Source organism: Parabacteroides sp. PF5-6 (assembly GCF_029504695.1).
In the GTDB taxonomy this organism is placed as follows: domain Bacteria; phylum Bacteroidota; class Bacteroidia; order Bacteroidales; family Tannerellaceae; genus QVMG01.
This window is the reverse complement of sequence record NZ_JAQFIN010000006.1, coordinates 155,859-174,150: the sequence shown is the minus strand read 5'-3', so window position 1 is coordinate 174,150 and position 18,292 is coordinate 155,859. Positions and strand designations below refer to the sequence as shown.

Here is an 18,292-nt window from a genome sequence, read left to right as displayed (position 1 = left end):
TCAATATGTTTACTTTTGTAAGCTAATTATAAGTTTTGAACAATGAAGACTAAATACATCATATACTTACTTATTTGCGTTCTCGGGTTTTCAAGCTGTGGAGATTCCGACAAACCGGAGCCCACGCCCACGCGTACCGTATTGGTTTATATGGTTGCCAGCAACTTAGGCAGCTACCTGAATACGAACATCGATCACATGATCGAGGTAGCCACCGAGAAGAACCTGAACGGCGGCAACCTGCTCGTTTATTACTCCTGGTACGACAAGACGGAAAAGACATTGAACGGAGAATTATACCAGATCAAAGAAGGGAAAGGCGGCGTAGTAACCAAACATTTCATTCGCGACTATAACGGACAAAGCGCGCTCGACGTCACGGCGATGCGCGGGATTATCAACGATGTGTTTACGGAATTCCCGGCCGACAGCTACGGCATGATCTTTTCGAGCCATGCCACTGCCTGGTTTCCGTCCAACTATAAGAATATGCTGCGCTCGTATGGCGAAGAGAACGGTAAGAATATGGAAATCCCTGATCTGGCCGAAGCGCTAAAAGGCTTACCCTTGGAATTTCTGGCTTTCGACGCCTGTAGCATGGGCGCAATAGAATGTGCTTACGAACTTCGGAATTGTGCCGACTATTATATCTCCTCTACCTCGGAGATTATGGGGACGGGCTTTCCTTTCAAAGAGATGCTGCCTTACTTCTTCACGACGACTCCCGACTATGAGAACATAGTCAATTCTTTTCATAACTATTACCTGGGCTATAGCAATCCGTACGGTAGCTTATCGGTGGTAAAGACCGAAGGGCTTGAGGAACTGACAGCCATCAGCAAGGAGATCCTGTCTGCCGCAGGCGTGGAAGGCATGTATGCACTCAATCCAAGCAGAGAATTCCAGTTATTATCCAATATATCCGGGAACCCCGCCTTGTATGATTTTGCCGACGTCATGTCGGCTTTGGCTACCGACGCGCAAAAGACCCGGTTGAACCAGGCATTAGCCCGTACGGTCGTAAATAAATCGATCACCGACGAGATCTACTGCAGCGGAGCAAGTAACAGATTCGTCACCGTCTCTTCCTATTCCGGACTGACGATCTACCCGCTACGCCAATCGTTTACCACCTTAAACGACTGGTACCTGTCCAAGCTCAGCTGGACGAAAACGGTTTATTAATACACCAGAAACACTTCTTTATAGGTCTTGACCAGACCTTTCCCGTGGTAGAGCTCTATATAAAAGATATAAGGGCCGGGATTTAGTTTGTTCTGCCGGTAGCCGGATCCGTCCCAGGAAAGCACTCCATTGGTTCCCGTTAGTTCGTTATTGGCGATCTCCGCCACGCGGTGTCCGAAAAGGCTGTAGATAAAGGCACGGCACCGGTAACCCGGCTGATCGAGGGAGTAAAAGATCGAATAAAGGCCGGTCTGATGGGAGTATTCCGGTTTCTCTATGCCGGTGGGGTCTTCGCTTATTTCTTTCTGCTGCATATACTGTGAGTTCTGATAACCGGGAGTGCCGTAGCCGGCACTTTCCGCTGCCGAAGTCCAGTTGTTCTCGTCCTGCGTTTCTCCTTCCGGATCGATACGCTCCAATGCCACACCTTTCTCTTCCCGGATAGCGCTATGATGCCAGGTAGAGGAATAGGTGACTTCATCGATCACCGTCTGATCTGCCGTACGAAACAATACCAGGGTTGAGCCGTTATTGTTCAATACCGGTAGCTTTACCTTATAAATATTCTCCGGATAAGGTATCGGGTAATAGGGATAAACTCCCTCCTCCGCTTTAGTCAATAGAATATATTCGCCCGGCGCCAGTAGAGGGGTAATATCAGACAGCCGATACGTCGTGCTGAGCGTTCCATCCGCCTTCCTTACCGCAATCGAAAGCCCTCTCAACGAATGAGGAATGCCGGAACGGTTATACAATTCGATATACTCACTTCCTTCCGCGTACGGATTGGGCAGAAGCTCATTGAACAGGATATCGAACGGCTCAACCTCACTATTTTCCTCTTCCTCCGGTTCCTCCGGTTCCTTTGGCTCTTCCGGTTCCTTTGGTTCTTCCGGTTCAGGATCGTCGGAAAAAGTGGAGTTCGGGCTTCCCGGTGTGCCTCCCCGGCTATCCGTCGACAGGAACCAGCCCTCTTCCGACCATTCCCAGGCTTGCCCGGCTTTCGCCTGATTGTATGTCACCTCATCGACCTGCTGATCGGTAGGGTCCAATAGGCGGAGGGTCTTTCCGGTATTTGCCAGTTGCGCAGGGAATTTAGCCAACGGCATGGCTTCGCCCCCTTCGTCGATACGGATTTCACGCCCTTCCCGGTACAGGACAAGGAAGCTCTCCGCCGGGAAATCCACATCCGCCAGGGCTACCCGCGTATCTCCGTAAACAAAGGTCCATCCGTTCAAGGCAATACTCTCCGCCGTGGTATTGTACAGTTCAACATATTCCGTTTGCGCCAATTCGCTTAGGCCGCTCGGATCGGCCATGATCTCGTTGATGCGGATAGAACCTGATTCCGAGGGTTGGGGTGTCTCGGGCTCTTCCGTGGGCTCCGTCACGGTCGGGCCGAACAGGGAGGTGAACGTATATTCCCCTTCGCACAGGTTACCGTCTTCATCCGACAACCCACTATAATATAAGGTATAGGTTTTCCCTTCCTCCCGCGATTCTTCCCAGACCAGTTTCAGGATCAATTCATCGTAGGTTTGATAAAGCTCATCGACCGCTCCCAGTTCGGATAAACTCAAACCGGCCTGATCGGCAATCACCGGACGGTTGAAACACATCAATAATTCTTCTCCATTCTCCTGCTCTACCCCTTCCAGGGCAAGAGGCGGATCAGGATTAGGATCAGGATCCCCTTCTCCCGGATCCTCCCGAGAATCAAACGCCTGAACGTAAAGATCATCTATATATTTATTCTTCCCGTGCTGGGAACTGTACTTCACACCGATCATAAAGTAACCCGGATCGTCGGTATAGACCGGGATGGAGGCTGTTCCCTCTTCATAGAATTCCGCCTCGCCAACGCAGCGGCTATACAAAACGCTGTTCCCATCGGCATCGATTGTCACTTTGAACTCCACTTCCTGCGCGTCCGTAAACAAAGCGCGTCCTTCGATCAACGTGGTTTTGTCGATATTGCCCCGCTGGTAGCACAAAGCGATATTGTTCTTCGTATACCCCATCCGCACATAGATCGCCTCACCCGGGTTAACCAGATCCGGCTTTTCACACCAAAGGAAGAAACGGAAATAATTATTGACCGTGCCTTTGTATTCGCTCCGGGCTTTCCCATGCCATTCATTGCCATAGAGAGGAACGGCAGCGAGGTAGAGCTTCTCTTCCCCGCCGCCTGAATAGCCTTTCAGTTGCAATTCACTATCCGCGTTGATTATAAAGCGCTCGGTATTCCCCAACCAGGAATAAGCGGTGGTCACCTCCGGTCCGTCAAACGTTTCGTTTAGTTGACTGGAAACATAAAAAGGAAGTAAAATCGTGATAATTAAGAAGAAATGTCTCATAATCGTCAGGTTTTGTTAATAATTGATTATCTTTGCACCCCAATAAATGACATGACGTAAGTTGCTGGCTTATTAAGGTTTCACAACAAAGTTATGATTATTTTTTTATAAACCAAATAAATTCGTGCTCAAAATGAAAGTAGCAATTGTTGGAGTAAGTGGAGCGGTAGGACAAGAATTCCTGCGCGTATTAGCTGAGAGAAACTTCCCGATGGATGAGCTGGTGCTTTTTGGCTCATCTCGCAGTGCCGGACGTGTTTATAACTTCGGAGATAAACAGTACACCGTTAAGGAACTCAAACATAACGACGACTTCAAAGGAATCGACATTGCTTTTGTTTCAGCCGGCGGAGGTACTTCTGTTGAGTTTGCCGAGACAATCACGAAATACGGTACGGTTATGATCGACAACTCAAGCGCATTCCGGATGGATAAAGAGGTGCCGTTGGTTGTTCCCGAAGTGAATGCGGAAGATGCTTTGGATCGTCCGCGCGGCATCATTGCCAATCCGAATTGTACGACGATCCAGATGGTTGTAGCCTTGAAAGCGATTGAAAAGATCTCCCATATCAAACGGGTACACGTATCCACCTATCAGGCTGCCAGCGGCGCCGGTGCAACGGCGATGGCGGAGCTGGAGAAACAATACGAACAACTCTTGAAAGGCGAAGCCCCTACCGTAGAGAAGTTCGCTTACCAGCTGGCGTACAACCTGATTCCCCAGGTCGATGTGTTCACCGATAACGGATACACCAAAGAAGAGATGAAGATGTATCACGAAACGCGTAAGATCATGCATTCCGATATCGAGGTGAGTGCGACCTGCATCCGTGTCCCGGTGATGCGTGCCCATAGCGAAGCGACCTGGGTAGAGACCGAGCGTCCGGTCAGTGTCGAGGAAGCCCGCGAAGCCTTTGCCTCGACCGAAGGTATCATCCTGCAGGATGATCCGGCCAATAAGGATTATCCGATGCCGCTCTTCATTGCCGGCAAAGATCCCGTCTATGTAGGTCGTGTACGTAAAGATATTAGCAACCCGAACGGTTTGACGTTCTGGACCGTTAGCGACCAGATCAAAAAAGGGGCAGCGCTGAACGCCGTTCAGATCGCCGAATACCTGATCCGTGTGGGAAATGTAAAATAAATCGGTTATCTATCCATAGATTAAAGCAGGTGGAGGTCTCCTTCATCTGCTTTTTTTTGTTTCCTTACCGCTCGAAACCGATAATGCCTTCGGTGGGAATCCCGTTCGGAAATAGGTTTTAAATCCTTATATTTACGGCTTTGAAAATACATATTCGATGAAAAGGCCTTATTTGTTCTTGTTGTGCATTTTTATTTTCGTTATTAGCTCCTGTAAAGAAACAGAAAAAGAAAGAATTACCCGCCTGGAGAAAGAGTGGCAGGGGAAAACGGTCGTTTTCCCTCAAAAGCCGGTCTTCACCCTGTTCGCCGATACCCTCGATTGGCAAGTTCCGGATTCCGAATACAAAGTATTGGCCTATGTCGACTCCACCGGCTGTGTGAGTTGCAAACTCCAGCTTTTGAAATGGAGAGAATGGATCCGGGAGGTCGAGACAGTCACCGGCAAGGCTGTTCCTTTTGTTTTTTTCTTCCATGCCAAAAAGCCCCGCGATATTATTTATACGATGAAAAGGGATCAATTCGACTATCCGGTCTGCCTGGATACGGAGGGCGAATTGAACCGGTTGAATCATTTTCCTACCGACATGGCATTCCAGACTTTTCTGCTCGACCGGGAGAACCGGGTGGTGGTGATCGGTAATCCGATTCATAGTCCGTCGGTAAAAGAACTTTATCTGAAACATATCACGGGCGGAAAAATCGCTTTGCCGGATTCGACTCCGGCAATCCGCACGACGGCACGCCTCCTCCCGACGGCAGCCGATATGGGTATTTTCGAACGATCGGAAAAGAAAACCGTTTTATTCCGGGTGGTCAATACCGGCTCGCAACCGCTTGTCATTATCGATTGGGCAACCACCTGCAGTTGTGCCCGCGTCACGTTTGATAAACATCCGGCCGAACCCGGGAAAACCCTTTCCGTGGAAGTCGAGATGACTCCTGCCGGTAGTGGTGCTTTCAACGAAATGATCACTTTGCGCTGCAATACGGATGAACCGCTTTACATCAGGATTTCAGGAGAAGCTTTGGAATGAGAATCAACATTCGCTGCCGGCCTCTCAGAAAACTCCGGCAGCCTTTTGAAAAAGGCCGGCAGCCTTTCTGAAAACTCCGGCAGCCTTTTGGAAAACTCCGGCGGCCTTTTCGCAACACCTGATACACATAAAAACTCGTTTGCTTCTACGCTCGGCTTTCACTATCTTTGATTCCATAAATGGAATCGAAGATAGGATGCGCCTCAACATAGTCAAGCAAGCTTGCCTCTGTGTTCGACTTTCTTTATCTTTGCGTGATATAAACGATTGACACAAATGGAAGATACCTCCCGTAAATTGCCTTCACCCTGGCTCTCGCTGATCCCGTTAGTGGTATTGGTGGTCTTGTTGTTTTTCACGATCCGCGTTTTCGGGGGGGATGCGTTGGGCGGGGGTAGCCAGGTGGTGTTGTTGACTACTACGGCGGTGGCTTCTTTGTTGGCGATGGCTTTCTGTGGGGTGCAGTGGAAAACGATCGAAAAGGCGATCTGCAACAATATCCTGGGCGTGGCTACGGCATTGTTGATCCTTTTACTGATCGGGGCGCTGGCAGGTAGCTGGATGATCAGCGGGGTGGTGCCGACCTTGATCTACTACGGCATGCAGATTCTTCATCCCAGCTTCTTTCTGGTTTCCTGTTGTGTGATCTGCGCCCTTGTTTCGGTGATGACCGGCAGCTCGTGGACGACGATTGCCACGATTGGTATCGCGCTGATGGGCATTGGCGAGGCGCAGGGCTTCTCGACAGGATGGACGGCCGGCGCAATTATCTCGGGTGCTTATTTCGGCGATAAGGTATCGCCACTTTCCGACACGACGATCCTGGCTTCGTCGGTGACCGACACGCCGCTCTTCACCCATATCCGTTACCTGATATACACCACTGTGCCTTCGATGGTGATCGCCCTGTTGATCTTCACCGTTGCCGGACTGAACCATACGGGAACCGACGGCGGACAGGTAGCCTTGTATTCCAATGCGCTGGCGACGCATTTCCATCTCTCGCCCTGGCTGTTGATCGTGCCCCTGGTGACCGGCATCCTGATTGCCCGGAGAGTGCCTTCATTGATCACTCTGTTTGTCTCGGCAGCGCTGGGCGGGCTCTTTGCCGTTCTTTTTCAGCCCCATCTGTTGCAGGAGATTGCCGGCGGGAACGAGGTGGGGCTTGCCGCGAATTTCAAAGGTTTGTTTATGACACTCTATGGCTCGACCCAGGTGGAGATGGGGCATGCCGAACTGAACGATCTGGTTGCTACCCGCGGCATGGCAGGCATGATGGATACGATCTGGCTGATTCTCTGCGCCATGTGTTTCGGTGGGGCGATGACCGCCAGCGGTATGCTCGAGAGCCTGACCAGCCAGCTCAAGCGGTTTATGAAACGGCGGGTGAGTATGGTTACATCGACGGTTGCTTCCGGCCTTTTGTTGAATATCTGTACCGCCGATCAATATATCTCGATCATCCTGACGGGTAATATGTTTAAGGATGTCTACCGGAAGAACGGCTACGAGAGCTGCCTGTTGAGCCGGACGACCGAAGATGCCGTCACGGTCACCTCCGTGTTGATCCCCTGGAATACCTGCGGCATGACGCAGGCAACGGTCCTGGGCGTGGCCACCTGGACGTATCTGCCGTATTGCTTCTTCAACCTGATCAGCCCGCTGATGAGTATTTTTATTGCGATGATAGGGTATAAGATTAAACAAGGAGTTAGAGAGAACGTATAATTATTATGATATGAAAAGGAAAATGCAAATTCGCAATAGTACAGCTGAATTTTTGATTTTTACTAATCAAGCGAAGGAAGATGGGATTGAGGTGCGAGTTCAGGGTGAAACTATTTGGCTTAGTCAGAAATTGATGGCTACCTTGTTTGACTGTTCACCGGACAACATTTCCCTTCATCTCAAAAATATATTCAAAGAAAATGAACTGGAAGAAAATGCAGTTACCGAGGAATTCTCGGTAACTGCTTCGGACGGGAAAACATACAAAGTCAAGCATTACAACTTGGATGCAATTATAGCCGTTGGCTATCGTGTCAATACAAAGCGAGCGACTGTTTTTCGTCAATGGGCCACATCCGTTTTGCGTGATTATGCGATCAGAGGCTATGTGATTGACAAAAAACGCATGGAGAATGGAACATTTCTTGGGGAGGATTATTTTGAACACCTGCTTGCTGAAATTCGAGAAATCCGATTGAGTGAACGCCGCTTTTATCAAAAGATCACCGATATTTATGCTACGGCAATGGATTATAACAAAGATGCGCTAAGCACAAAAGAATTCTTTGCCAAGGTTCAAAATAAATTACATTACGCTGTCCATGGTCATACTGCTGCCGAGTTGATTCACTCAAGAGCAAATGCAGAAAAGGAACATATGGGGCTAACTTCATGGGAAAAGAGTCCTGACGGAAAGATTGTGAAGACAGATGTTTCTATCGCCAAGAATTATTTAACAGAAGTTGAATTAGAATCATTGGGGCGCATTGTTAATGCTTATTTGGATTTAGCGGAAGACCGAGCGAAGAGGCATATTCCTATGACAATGGCTGATTGGGCAAAACGCCTTGATCGTTTTTTGGATGCTGATGACCGTGACATACTACAGCATAGCGGTAAAATTACGGCACAAATGGCAAAGATTTTTGCTGAAAGTGAATTTGAAAAATATCGCATAACGCAAGACCGCTTATTTGAATCTGATTTTGATAAAGAGATAAAAGGTCTCAAAGACAAGTGACAGTATAAAATACATAGTATGAAAAAGATTAAGATCTCCTTGTTGGGGTGGGTGGTGATTGCCATTGTTAGCGGCGTGGTTTTCGGGCAGTTTTTGCCGGTGCCGATTGCGCGTATCTTTGTGACCTTCAATTCGTTGTTCGGGAATTTCCTTTCTTTTGCTATTCCGTTGATCATTCTCGGGCTGGTGGCTCCGGCGATCGGCGATCTGGGCAAGGGGGCGGGGCGCCTATTGGCGCTCACGGCGTTGATCGCTTATGGCTCGACCTTGTTCTCCGGTTTCTTTACGTTCCTGAGCTGCTCGGCGATCTTCCCTTCGATCCTGCCGGCGAATACGGAATTGGTTGCCCTGGAGAATCCGGAAGATTTCATGCTGACGAGCTATTTCACGGTGGCCATGCCGCCGTTGATGGATGTGATGACTTCCTTGTTACTGGCATTCGTGATCGGGCTGGGGCTTTCGAATATCAGCGGTACGACATTGCGCGACGCCCTTAACGACTTCAAAGAGATTGTGATCCAACTGATCGGCAAAGCGATCGTTCCGCTTTTGCCCCTGCATATCTTCGGAATCTTCCTCAATATGACGGTCAGCGGACAGGTGATGAGCATTATCGGCATGTTCCTCAAGGTGATCGTGGTCATCTTTGTGTTACACGTATTGTTGTTGGTGATCCAGTTCCTGATTGCCGGCGGGGTGAGCGGGAAAAACCCGTTCCGCCTCTTGCGTACGATGTTGCCCGCCTATGCGACGGCATTGGGCACACAGTCGTCGGCGGCAACGATTCCGGTTACCCTTCAGCAGACGTTGAAGAACGGCGTACGCGAGAGCATCGCGGTGTTCACCGTCCCGCTCTGTGCCACCATCCACCTGTCGGGCAGCACGATGAAGATCGTCGCCTGCGCCATGGCGATCCTGATTATGGCGGGCGAGCCGATCCTGATTGGCGATTTCACCGGCTTTATCATGATGCTGGGCATCGTGATGGTTGCCGCTCCGGGTGTTCCGGGCGGAGCGATCATGGCGGCGTTGGGCGTACTGCATACCATGTTGGGCTTCAACGAGACCCTGCAGGCGTTGATGATCGCCTTGTATATCGCGATGGATAGTTTCGGCACGGCCTGTAACGTCACCGGCGACGGTGCGATCGCGGTGGTGGTCGATCGGATTGCCGGTATGAAGGAAAAATAACTACATTTGTTTCGAATTAATACAAGTAATACAAGAGAAAGGACCCCATGAGATATCGAATAGTCGTTTTTGCCCTGTTGTTGTTTGGCATTTTGTTTGCCGGTCTGCAGTGGGCGTATCAGTTCCATTTCTTTTTTATCGAGCAGAACCAGATGTTTCTGTTTACTTCTTATTATTTTACCGATCAGGTAAGCGAGCCGGGCGGCCTGGCGAATTATCTCGGGGAGTTTCTGGTTCAGTTTTTTGCCTATCCTTTTGCCGGCGCATTCCTTACGGCGTTGTTACTGACGGGGGCCAGTGTATTGACTGCCCTGATATGTAAGCGCATAGCGCCTGCCGCTCCTCTGTATCTGTTGTATGCCTTGCCGGCGGTGGCACTTCTTTGCATCCACTTCGGTTTCAACTACCTGTATCAGGGTACTGTCGCTTATCTGATGATGCTTGCCGCGTTTTACCTCTACCTCTCTTTGCGCGCGTTCAAGGTCAGGCTGATTGCCGGCGGGGTATCGGTCTTTCTCTTATTCTGGTGGGCCGGGTCGGTGGCGCTTTTGTATGCTTTCTGCGCGGCTTTATGGGAAGGACTTAACCGTACACCGAAAGGCTACTGGGTATTGATTCTTCCGGTGGAAGCGGTCATTCTGGCTTACGGCAGTGTCTATCTGAGTGTGGTCGGTATGTATCGTTGGGCTTTCCTGCCCGATATGTATTATCACCACGGCCTGGAACCGGAAAAAGAGATTTATTATGCCTGGATCTGCCTTCCGTTGATACTGTGCGTCGCCTGGCTTTTCCGCAAATCCGGGAAGCAGCCGATCAAGAAAGAGATGATCGGTGCGGTGGTGCAGCTTTTGTTGATCGTTGCCGTCTCCTGGCTGGGGGTCACAAACCATATCGATCTTAAGTCGGCGCGCCTGAAACGGTTCGATCATTACGCGCGCACGGGCCAATGGGACAATATCCTTATCCGCTGCAAAGGGCAGCTCACGAATTACCTCTACCTCAATTACCTCAATCTGGCCTTGGCGGAGAAAGGCGTATTGGCGGATGAGCTTTTCAAATACGATCAACGCGGGGTCAGCGGAATCTTTATTCCGTGGAACCGGACCGTGCAGCCGACCATCCTGTTGAGCGATATCCATTTTGCGATAGGCAACTGCGCGATCTCCCAGGAGATGGCCTTTGAAGCGATGGTGAGTACGCCGGGTTATGGCAATCCCCGCTTGTTTCAGCGCTTGATACAGACCAACCTGATCTACGGCGCTTATCCGGTGGCCGAGAAATACCTGGATATGCTTGAGCATACGTGGAACTATCGCGACTGGTCCCGGGCGCACAGAAAATTCCTTTACAACGATGAAATGGTGGAAAATGACCCGCTCTTGGGGAAAAAGCGGAAGGGCCTGGTAGCCGAAAGCTTTTTGTCGAATACCACCGCCGCAGGCTCCGACCTGATAGCCATTGCCTCCCAGAATCCGGGCGATCAAACGGCGATCGAATACTTCGGTTGTGCTGTGCTTCTTTTGAAAGATATGAATGCTTTTAAAGAGATCATTGAGACGCATTACGGTACACCTGTTTTGCCCACCCTGCCCCATGCTTTCCAGGAAGCGGTCATTACGCTTTATGAAAGTCAGCCGGAGATGTGGGAGCATTATCAGATTCCCCAGGCGATGACCGAGCGCTTCAAAGAATTTAAAAAGCAGGTATTGGCCCACCGCAATAACAGTGGGGCTCCGAACCTGTTGAGACGTTCGTATGGAGATACCTATTGGTTTTATTTTATGTTCAAGTAAACGCAAACAGTATGATAAAGAAAATATTTGCCTTGTCGTTCCTGACGCTTTTGATTGCCTGCTCAAAGCCGGTAAGTACGCCCGATGAGGAACGAAACGAGATGCCTCCGATCTTCCCGGATTACGTCAATTGCACGATTCCACCGAATATTGCACCGCTAAACTTTAAACTGACAACGCCTTACGAGGAGGCCTTCGTGATCTTTACGGCCGGGACGGAAACCTTAGAGGTGAAAGCAAAAAAAGGACAGTTCACCCTGCCCGCCTCTTCCTGGAAAAAGATGCTGGAGCAGCATACCGGAAAGGATATTTCGGTCCGGGTACTGGCTAAAACGGATGGGAAATGGATCGGCTACCAGCCTTTCACCCTTTCGGTCGTGCCAGAACCGGTGGATCCGTATATCGCGTACCGCTTGATCGAGCCGGGCTACGAGCTCTGGTCGCAGATGGGACTCTACCAGCGCCATGTCGAAAGCTATAAACAGACGCCCATTATGGAAAACAAACTGACGGATGGGAATTGCATGAACTGCCATTCTTTTTGCATGCAGGATCCCGACAAGATGCTTTTCCACATGCGCGGAAGCATCGCCTGCACCATGCTGTTGGATGGAGAAAAGGTAGAAAAGCTCAATACGAAAACGGAACAGACGATGTCGCCCCTGGTCTATCCTTCCTGGCATCCTTCCGGCCGCTTTGTGGCTTTCTCGGTGAACGATACCAAACAGGCGTTCCACATGAACGATCCGAACCGCATCGAGGTCTATGATTTTAAGTCGGATGTGGTGGTTTACGATACGGAGAAACACGAGATCATTACTTCTCGTCTCTTGTATGGAAGCGATGTATATGAAACCTTCCCCACTTTCTCGCCAGACGGGAAAACCCTTTATTTCTGTTCTGCGGAATATGTATCGGGAATGCCTATCGCGTTTGACGAGGTGCATTATAGTTTGTGTTCCGTCCGTTTCGACCCGGAGAACCGCCGTTTTGGGACCGAGGTCGATACCTTGTATAACGCCCGAACCGAAGGACGAAGCGTTTCTTTCCCGCGGGTATCGCCCGACGGCCGGTATCTGATGTACACCTTAGCCGACTACGGGGGATTCTCCATCTGGCATAAAGATGCCGATCTGTATATCCTCAACCTGGCTAACGGCACGCATTATCCGTTGGAATCGGCCAATACGGAAGATGTGGAGAGCTATCACTCCTGGAGCAGCAACAGCCGATGGGTAGTCTTCAGCAGCCGCCGGATCGATGGCTTGTACACCCGCCCGCATTTCGCCTATATCAATGATGAAGGGCAAGCGGAGAAGCCTTTCCTGTTGCCGCAGCAAGAGGTCGATTTCTACCACCGCTTCATGTACTCCTATAATATCCCGGAATTTATCAAAGGGAAAGTGAAAGATCACCGGCGTACTTTCGCCCAAAAAGCCTGGGACGACAAAGGCATCGATCTGACATTCGGCGGCGCACAGTAGAGCCTCCACAACCCCCTTTTTCAAAGTACCGGTACTTCGTGAACAAACTATTAGTACTTTGTCGACAAAATACCGGTACTTTGTGAGCAAAATACCGGTACTTTGTGAGCGAAACAAGAACGCCTCATTTTCAGCAAGTTGGAAATATCATTTATTCCAAACCCGCGGAGCCGGAATGCCGGGCAGGGGTTTGCGGTTCTTGAGCTCTTTCATGACCTCTTCGATGGCGCGGGTCAACTGCTGGTCGTCGCCGTTCCATTCTTTGATCGGGTCGTTATCCACTTCGATATCGGGCGCGACGCCGTAGTTTTCGATGATCCACTCACCGGTCTTCGCATCGTAGCTGGTGAAGAAAGGCACGCGGATATCCGTTCCGTCCATATAGGGGATCGGGCCGCTGATGCCGACGATTCCTCCCCAGGTGCGCGTACCGATCAGTTTACCCAGGCCCAATGCGCGGAATCCCCAGGGGAACAGGTCGCCATCGGATGCCGAGTATTTATTGATCAGACAAACCTTGGGACCGACCTGGACGGCATCGGGCACCGTGCCGACCATCGTAGAACCCCGGCGCATGGTCAGGCGATAAGGCTCACGCGAGAGGCGTTCGAGGATCATCGGGGAAACATTGCCTCCGCCGTTCGCACGGTCGTCGATGATCAATCCTTCTTTATCCAGTTGCGGATAGAAGTAGCGGGAGAACTCGTTCAACCCCTCCACGCCCATATCCGGGATGTAGATATAACCCACTTTGCCGTTTGTCGCTTCGTCGACCTTGCGGATATTCTCCTGGATCCAGTTGTAATGATACAACGAGTATTCTTCTTCTAACGGGCTGATAACGACCTTACGGGCGCCGGCAAGCTGAGGTTTGGTGTTCAACAGGATCTCTGTCGGCACATTCGCTTTGCCTACCAACAGGGCGTACATATCTTTCACCGTATTCGTCGGCACCCCATCGATAGATACGATGAATTCGCCTGTTTGGGCTTCGATGCCCGGTTCGGTCAACGGCGAACGCAGGTCTTTGCTCCAGGAGGCTCCCGGCAGGATCTTGTCCAAACGGAAGAAACCACTCTTGTCGCGGGAGATCTCGGCACCCAACAGACCTAACGGGATGCGCTTGGGCCGATCGGTCTCACCCGGATTGACATAGGCATGACCACAATTCAGTTCGCCGATCATCTCGCCGATCACATAATTCAGATCCAGGCGGGTCTTGACGTAAGGCAATAACACCTCGTATTTCTTTTTCATCGCTTTCCAGTCTACCCCATGCATGTTTTCCACATAGAATCCGTCACGGAAAGCACGCCAGGCCTCGTCGAAAACCTGCGCCCATTCTTTCGGGTAATCCACCGGGATCTTGATGTTGGACAGGTTGATCGCGTCTTTCAGGTCGGCCTTAGCCGCCGGTATATCCGTGACGTAATACTGTCCGCCTTTGTTGAAAAGCGCTTTTTTGCTGCCCGGGGTGATCGTCATGTAAGCGCCTTCGGCAACGGTCTCTTCTTTCTGCTTCGCCAGATCGTAGGCCTGGGTGGCTCCGCGACTGAAATAATAGACTTTCTTTCCGTCGGAATACAGGTTGTTATAACGTCCGCCGGCTAACGGCAGCTTGATGATACGGTCCAGAATGCCGTCCGGATCAAACTTCACGGCGACGGCAGCGGCGGCTTCTTCTTTTTTCGGTTCTTCTTTCTTCTCCGTTTTCACTTCGGCATCTTTCTGCATAAAAGGAGAAGGAGTGTCTTTCGATAAGAGCGCCAGGTAGACGCCATTCATATTATTATAGACATGGTTCCACTCGGCCGATCCGTAAGTCGGGTTGAAATCGCGTGCCGAAGTGAATACCAGGTATTTACCATCCGTACTGAAGACGGGCGAAGAGGAGTCGTACCATTTATCGGTCACCGGATATTCTTTCCGGTCGTTCAGGTTGAACAGGTAAATGATCGACATCTGGTTGTCTGCCGGACGGGAGTAGGTGATCCACTGGTTGTCCGGAGAGATCTGGACATCATAGATCTCGGCATACGGGTTCTGGAATAAGAGGGTGACCTTCTTCGTGGCTACATCCAAGAGGTTGACCTGGTTTTTGCGGTCGGTATAAACGATCTTCTTGGCGTCCGGGCTCCATTTGAAGGAACGGATATAGGTCGTGTTGTTCTTTGTCAGTTGCACGGCTTCCCCGCCGGCGGCAGGTTGCAGGTAAAGTTCGGTTTCGCCCGTTTCATCGGAGATATAGGCGATAGAAGTTCCGTCGGGCGACCATAACGCGTTCCGCTCGTGTGCCCCCGGACTGCGGGTGATATTCTTGGTTACTCCTTTGTCTGCCGGCAGGTTGAAGACTTCACCGCGTACGGTCATCGCCACTCTTTCGCCATCGGGCGAAAGGCTCGCGTTGCGGATGTATCCCGCGCCGTCTTTGATTTCACCCCGGGCATAGATATTATCGGAAGAAAGGGAGATATTGATCTTTTGCGGCTGGCGGGAAGAGGCATCCATCTTATAGAGATAACCTCCCTTTTCGAATACGATCAGGTTGCCGTGTACGCTTGGGAATTTGATGTCATAGTCGGTGAAGTTGGTCACTTTCGCCGTCTGTTTATTTTTGGTGTTGTAGACAAACAGATTCATCGTACGGTCCCGATCGGAAATGAAAAAGATATCATCGCCAATCCACATCGGCATGATATCCTGTGCTTTGTTGTTCGTGATGTTTTCGACCGTCTGTTTCTCAGGCGAATAGATCCACACCTCATCGGCCATACCGCCTTCGTAGTATTTCCAGGTACGGAACTCGCGCATCACCCGGTTGTAGGCCAGTTGCTTGCCATCGGGCGAGTAGCTGCAGAAACCACCTTCGGGCAAAGGGATGACCTCGGAAAGGCCGCCTTCTTTATTCACCCGGTGCAGTTTGCCGTCGAAGCTCGAGCTGATGCGGTTGCGGAAAACGATTTCCTGTCCGTTCGGATGCCAGCCCATGACCATATTGTTCGGCCCCATACGGTCGCCCAGGTCGTCGCGGCGGTTCGTCGGTGTGTAGGTGACCCGCAGCGGCTCACCTCCGGTTACCGGAATGGTGTACACTTCCGTATTGCCGTCGTATTGTCCGGTGAAAGCGATGGTTTGGCCATCGGGAGAGAAGCGGGGGAACATTTCATAACCGATATGGGAGGTCAACCGTTGGGCTTCTCCACCATTCAGGGAAACTTTATAGAGATCGCCGGCATAGGAGAAAACCACTTCACTCCCATTGGTTGCCGGAAAGCGCAATAAACGAGCTTCGTCGGCCGCATACATTGTCGCAGCAATCATAAAGCTCAACAAAATAAAAAGAATTCTTTTGTTCATACGTGTATAGATTTATTTGACTGGTAACAAAGATAATCACTTTATGAAAGCGACAAAAAAAGAGGGGATGAATATCCATCCCCTCTCTTATGGTTTATCGTTTATTTATTCGATCTTCTCTTGCGGTCGAAGCGATCGGAAGAGGAACGCCGCCAGGGCTTTTCACTGTTTCTTTCCGATTTGTCGAAGCGGTCGTAGAAATGGGATTTGTCGTCCCGGCCTTTCTTGCGGTCGCCGCCGTATTTGCCCCGGTCGCCCGATCTTCCCCGTCCTTTGCCGCCGCCTTCGCCTTTGGCACCTTGCGCCGGTTCGACGGAAATCCGCCGCCCGTCGATCTCAAAGCCATTCATCAGGTCCATCACCCGTTTGCTTTCGTATTGATCGACTTCGAAGAAAGAGAAGTTTTCGCGCAAGTCGATCTTTCCGATCTGTACTTTGCCCGGCACACATTTATTGACCAACTCGATCAGGTTGTTCGGATACAAACCGTCGGCCTTTCCGAAGTTGAGGAAGAAACGGGTAAAGCCATCTTCCGCCGTATACGTTTTCCGGCCGCCCTGCCCTCTTTCACTTCTTTCGCCTCTCTCGCCTTTCTCCTTTCGGGCGGAGCGTTCATCGATAACCTCGATTTCATCGGCATCTTTATAGTAATCGATCATCCGGTTGAACTCCAATGAGACCACCCGTTTGATGATATCTTCTTTATCGAGCCACTCCAGTTTGCGGAAGATGGAAGGCATAAGGCTTTCGATTTCTTCTTCATTGACTTTGACCTTCTCGATCTCGTCGACCAGGTTGAATAATTGCTTTTCGCAGATGGCTTTTCCGCTGGGCATTTCTCCTTTTTCGAACTTCTTGTTGATGATCCGTTCGATCTCTTTGATCTTACCTTTCTCTTTGATATGGCAGATGGAGATGGAGATCCCGGTTTTCCCGGCACGTCCCGTACGTCCGCTACGATGGGTATAAGACTCGATTTCATCGGGCAAACCGTAGTTGATCACATGGGTCAGGTCGTCGACATCCAATCCTCTGGCCGCCACATCGGTCGCCACTAACAGCTGGAGGTTCTTGATGCGGAACTTCTGCATCACATAGTCGCGCTGCATCTGGCTGAGTTCGCCATGCAAAGAGTCGGCATTGTAGCCGTCCTGAATCAGTTTGTCGGCGATCTCCTGTGTCTCTTTCCGGGTGCGGCAGAAGATGATACCGTAGATATTGGGATAGTAGTCGGCAATGCGTTTCAGCGCCAGATATTTATCCTGCGCCCGAACCATATAGTAGCTATGGCGTATGTTCTTATTCCCTTCGTTCTTCTTGCCGATCACAATCTCTTTGGGATTGCGCATATATTTGCGGGTGATACCGGCAATACCCTGGGGCATCGTTGCCGAGAAGAGCAGCATATTGCGCGACTCGGGCACTTCGGCCAGGATCGCATTGATACTATCGGAAAAGCCCATGTTGAGCATTTCGTCGGCTTCATCGAGGATTACGTTTTTGACCAGGCCCAGATCCACTGTCTTGCGGTTCATCAAATCCAATAAACGGCCGGGAGTAGCTACCACGACGTGTACGCCGCGTTTCAATGTCTTGATCTGACTTTCAATGCTGGATCCACCGTAAACCGGCAATACACGAAGTTTATCCATGTATTTGGAATAGTCGTTCAGATCGTTGGCGATCTGCAGACAAAGTTCGCGGGTGGGACAAAGGATTAAAGCTTGCGGATGATATTGGTCGATTTCTATCTTCTGGAGGATGGGAATACCGAATGCGGCTGTTTTCCCTGTACCTGTTTGCGCCAAAGCAATGACATCGTTATCTTCTCCCAGTAACAGGGGAATCACTTCTTCCTGTACCGGCATGGGCGATTCATAACCCATTTCCTGAATTGCCTGCAATATCAGCGGGGCAACTCCTAATTCTTCAAATGTTTTCAAAAAAATATGATTTTATTGTATGTACGAAGCCGCAAAGGTAGGTAAATAATTCG

The 18,292-nt window shown here is 50.4% G+C and carries 11 protein-coding genes; 8 read left to right on the top strand and 3 right to left on the bottom strand.

Annotated features, from left to right (window positions below; all coding sequences use genetic code 11):
* Nucleotides 1-42 precede the first annotated feature (42 nt).
* A complete protein-coding gene (locus M2133_RS09615) occupies nucleotides 43-1,185 on the top strand; it encodes a clostripain-related cysteine peptidase (protein ID WP_277465905.1) in 1,143 nt (380 codons plus the stop codon).
* Here M2133_RS09615 and M2133_RS09610 read toward each other — a convergent pair.
* Nucleotides 1,182-3,542, bottom strand: a complete 2,361-nt coding sequence (locus tag M2133_RS09610) for a lamin tail domain-containing protein (protein WP_277465904.1) — start codon at nucleotides 3,540-3,542, stop codon at nucleotides 1,182-1,184. The genes M2133_RS09615 and M2133_RS09610 overlap by 4 nt on opposite strands.
* Nucleotides 3,543-3,675: 133 nt before the next feature.
* On the opposite strand from M2133_RS09610, the gene M2133_RS09605 reads away from it, so the two are divergent.
* From M2133_RS09605 to M2133_RS09575, 7 genes are all read left to right on the top strand, one after another.
* Nucleotides 3,676-4,686 carry an aspartate-semialdehyde dehydrogenase gene (locus tag M2133_RS09605; protein WP_277465903.1) on the top strand — a complete coding sequence of 337 codons (1,011 nt, stop codon included), beginning with the start codon at nucleotides 3,676-3,678 and terminating at the stop codon, nucleotides 4,684-4,686.
* Nucleotides 4,687-4,843: 157 nt separating this feature from the next.
* A complete protein-coding gene (locus tag M2133_RS09600; protein WP_277465902.1) occupies nucleotides 4,844-5,722 on the top strand; it encodes a DUF1573 domain-containing protein in 879 nt (292 codons plus the stop codon).
* Nucleotides 5,723-5,998: 276 nt separating this feature from the next.
* Nucleotides 5,999-7,450: a Na+/H+ antiporter NhaC family protein gene (locus M2133_RS09595; RefSeq protein WP_277465901.1), complete on the top strand. Its 1,452-nt coding sequence runs from the start codon at nucleotides 5,999-6,001 to the stop codon at nucleotides 7,448-7,450.
* A 10-nt stretch (nucleotides 7,451-7,460) separates the two neighbouring features.
* Nucleotides 7,461-8,471, top strand: a complete 1,011-nt coding sequence (locus tag M2133_RS09590) for a virulence RhuM family protein (protein ID WP_277465900.1) — start codon at nucleotides 7,461-7,463, stop codon at nucleotides 8,469-8,471.
* Nucleotides 8,472-8,489: 18 nt separating this feature from the next.
* Nucleotides 8,490-9,662, top strand: coding sequence for a dicarboxylate/amino acid:cation symporter (locus M2133_RS09585; RefSeq protein WP_277465899.1), 1,173 nt, complete (start codon nucleotides 8,490-8,492; stop codon nucleotides 9,660-9,662).
* Nucleotides 9,663-9,709: 47 nt separating this feature from the next.
* Nucleotides 9,710-11,455, top strand: coding sequence for a DUF6057 family protein (locus tag M2133_RS09580; protein ID WP_277465898.1), 1,746 nt, complete (start codon nucleotides 9,710-9,712; stop codon nucleotides 11,453-11,455).
* A gap of 11 nt (nucleotides 11,456-11,466) precedes the next feature.
* The gene (locus M2133_RS09575; protein WP_277465897.1) at nucleotides 11,467-12,939 is read left to right on the top strand and encodes a hypothetical protein; all 1,473 of its coding nucleotides are present in this window, start codon (nucleotides 11,467-11,469) and stop codon (nucleotides 12,937-12,939) included.
* A 147-nt stretch (nucleotides 12,940-13,086) separates the two neighbouring features.
* Here the strand turns inward: M2133_RS09575 and M2133_RS09570 are convergent, their stop codons facing one another.
* Both M2133_RS09570 and M2133_RS09565 read right to left on the bottom strand, forming a co-directional pair.
* Nucleotides 13,087-16,296: a S41 family peptidase gene (locus M2133_RS09570; RefSeq protein WP_277465896.1), complete on the bottom strand. Its 3,210-nt coding sequence runs from the start codon at nucleotides 16,294-16,296 to the stop codon at nucleotides 13,087-13,089.
* 101 nt (nucleotides 16,297-16,397) lie between these two features.
* Nucleotides 16,398-18,182: a DEAD/DEAH box helicase gene (locus M2133_RS09565; RefSeq protein ID WP_277465926.1), complete on the bottom strand. Its 1,785-nt coding sequence runs from the start codon at nucleotides 18,180-18,182 to the stop codon at nucleotides 16,398-16,400.
* Nucleotides 18,183-18,292 lie beyond the last annotated feature (110 nt).

Bases quoted from the DNA above. Each gene is read 5' to 3' on its own strand.
- M2133_RS09615 (WP_277465905.1), top strand. From the start codon at position 43: ATGAAGACTAAATACATCATATACTTACTTATTTGCGTTCTCGGGTTT.
- M2133_RS09610 (WP_277465904.1), bottom strand. From the start codon at position 3,542: ATGAGACATTTCTTCTTAATTATCACGATTTTACTTCCTTTTTATGTT.
- M2133_RS09605 (WP_277465903.1), top strand. From the start codon at position 3,676: ATGAAAGTAGCAATTGTTGGAGTAAGTGGAGCGGTAGGACAAGAATTC.
- M2133_RS09600 (WP_277465902.1), top strand. From the start codon at position 4,844: ATGAAAAGGCCTTATTTGTTCTTGTTGTGCATTTTTATTTTCGTTATT.
- M2133_RS09595 (WP_277465901.1), top strand. From the start codon at position 5,999: ATGGAAGATACCTCCCGTAAATTGCCTTCACCCTGGCTCTCGCTGATC.
- M2133_RS09590 (WP_277465900.1), top strand. From the start codon at position 7,461: ATGAAAAGGAAAATGCAAATTCGCAATAGTACAGCTGAATTTTTGATT.
- M2133_RS09585 (WP_277465899.1), top strand. From the start codon at position 8,490: ATGAAAAAGATTAAGATCTCCTTGTTGGGGTGGGTGGTGATTGCCATT.
- M2133_RS09580 (WP_277465898.1), top strand. From the start codon at position 9,710: ATGAGATATCGAATAGTCGTTTTTGCCCTGTTGTTGTTTGGCATTTTG.
- M2133_RS09575 (WP_277465897.1), top strand. From the start codon at position 11,467: ATGATAAAGAAAATATTTGCCTTGTCGTTCCTGACGCTTTTGATTGCC.
- M2133_RS09570 (WP_277465896.1), bottom strand. From the start codon at position 16,296: ATGAACAAAAGAATTCTTTTTATTTTGTTGAGCTTTATGATTGCTGCG.
- M2133_RS09565 (WP_277465926.1), bottom strand. From the start codon at position 18,182: ATGGGTTATGAATCGCCCATGCCGGTACAGGAAGAAGTGATTCCCCTG.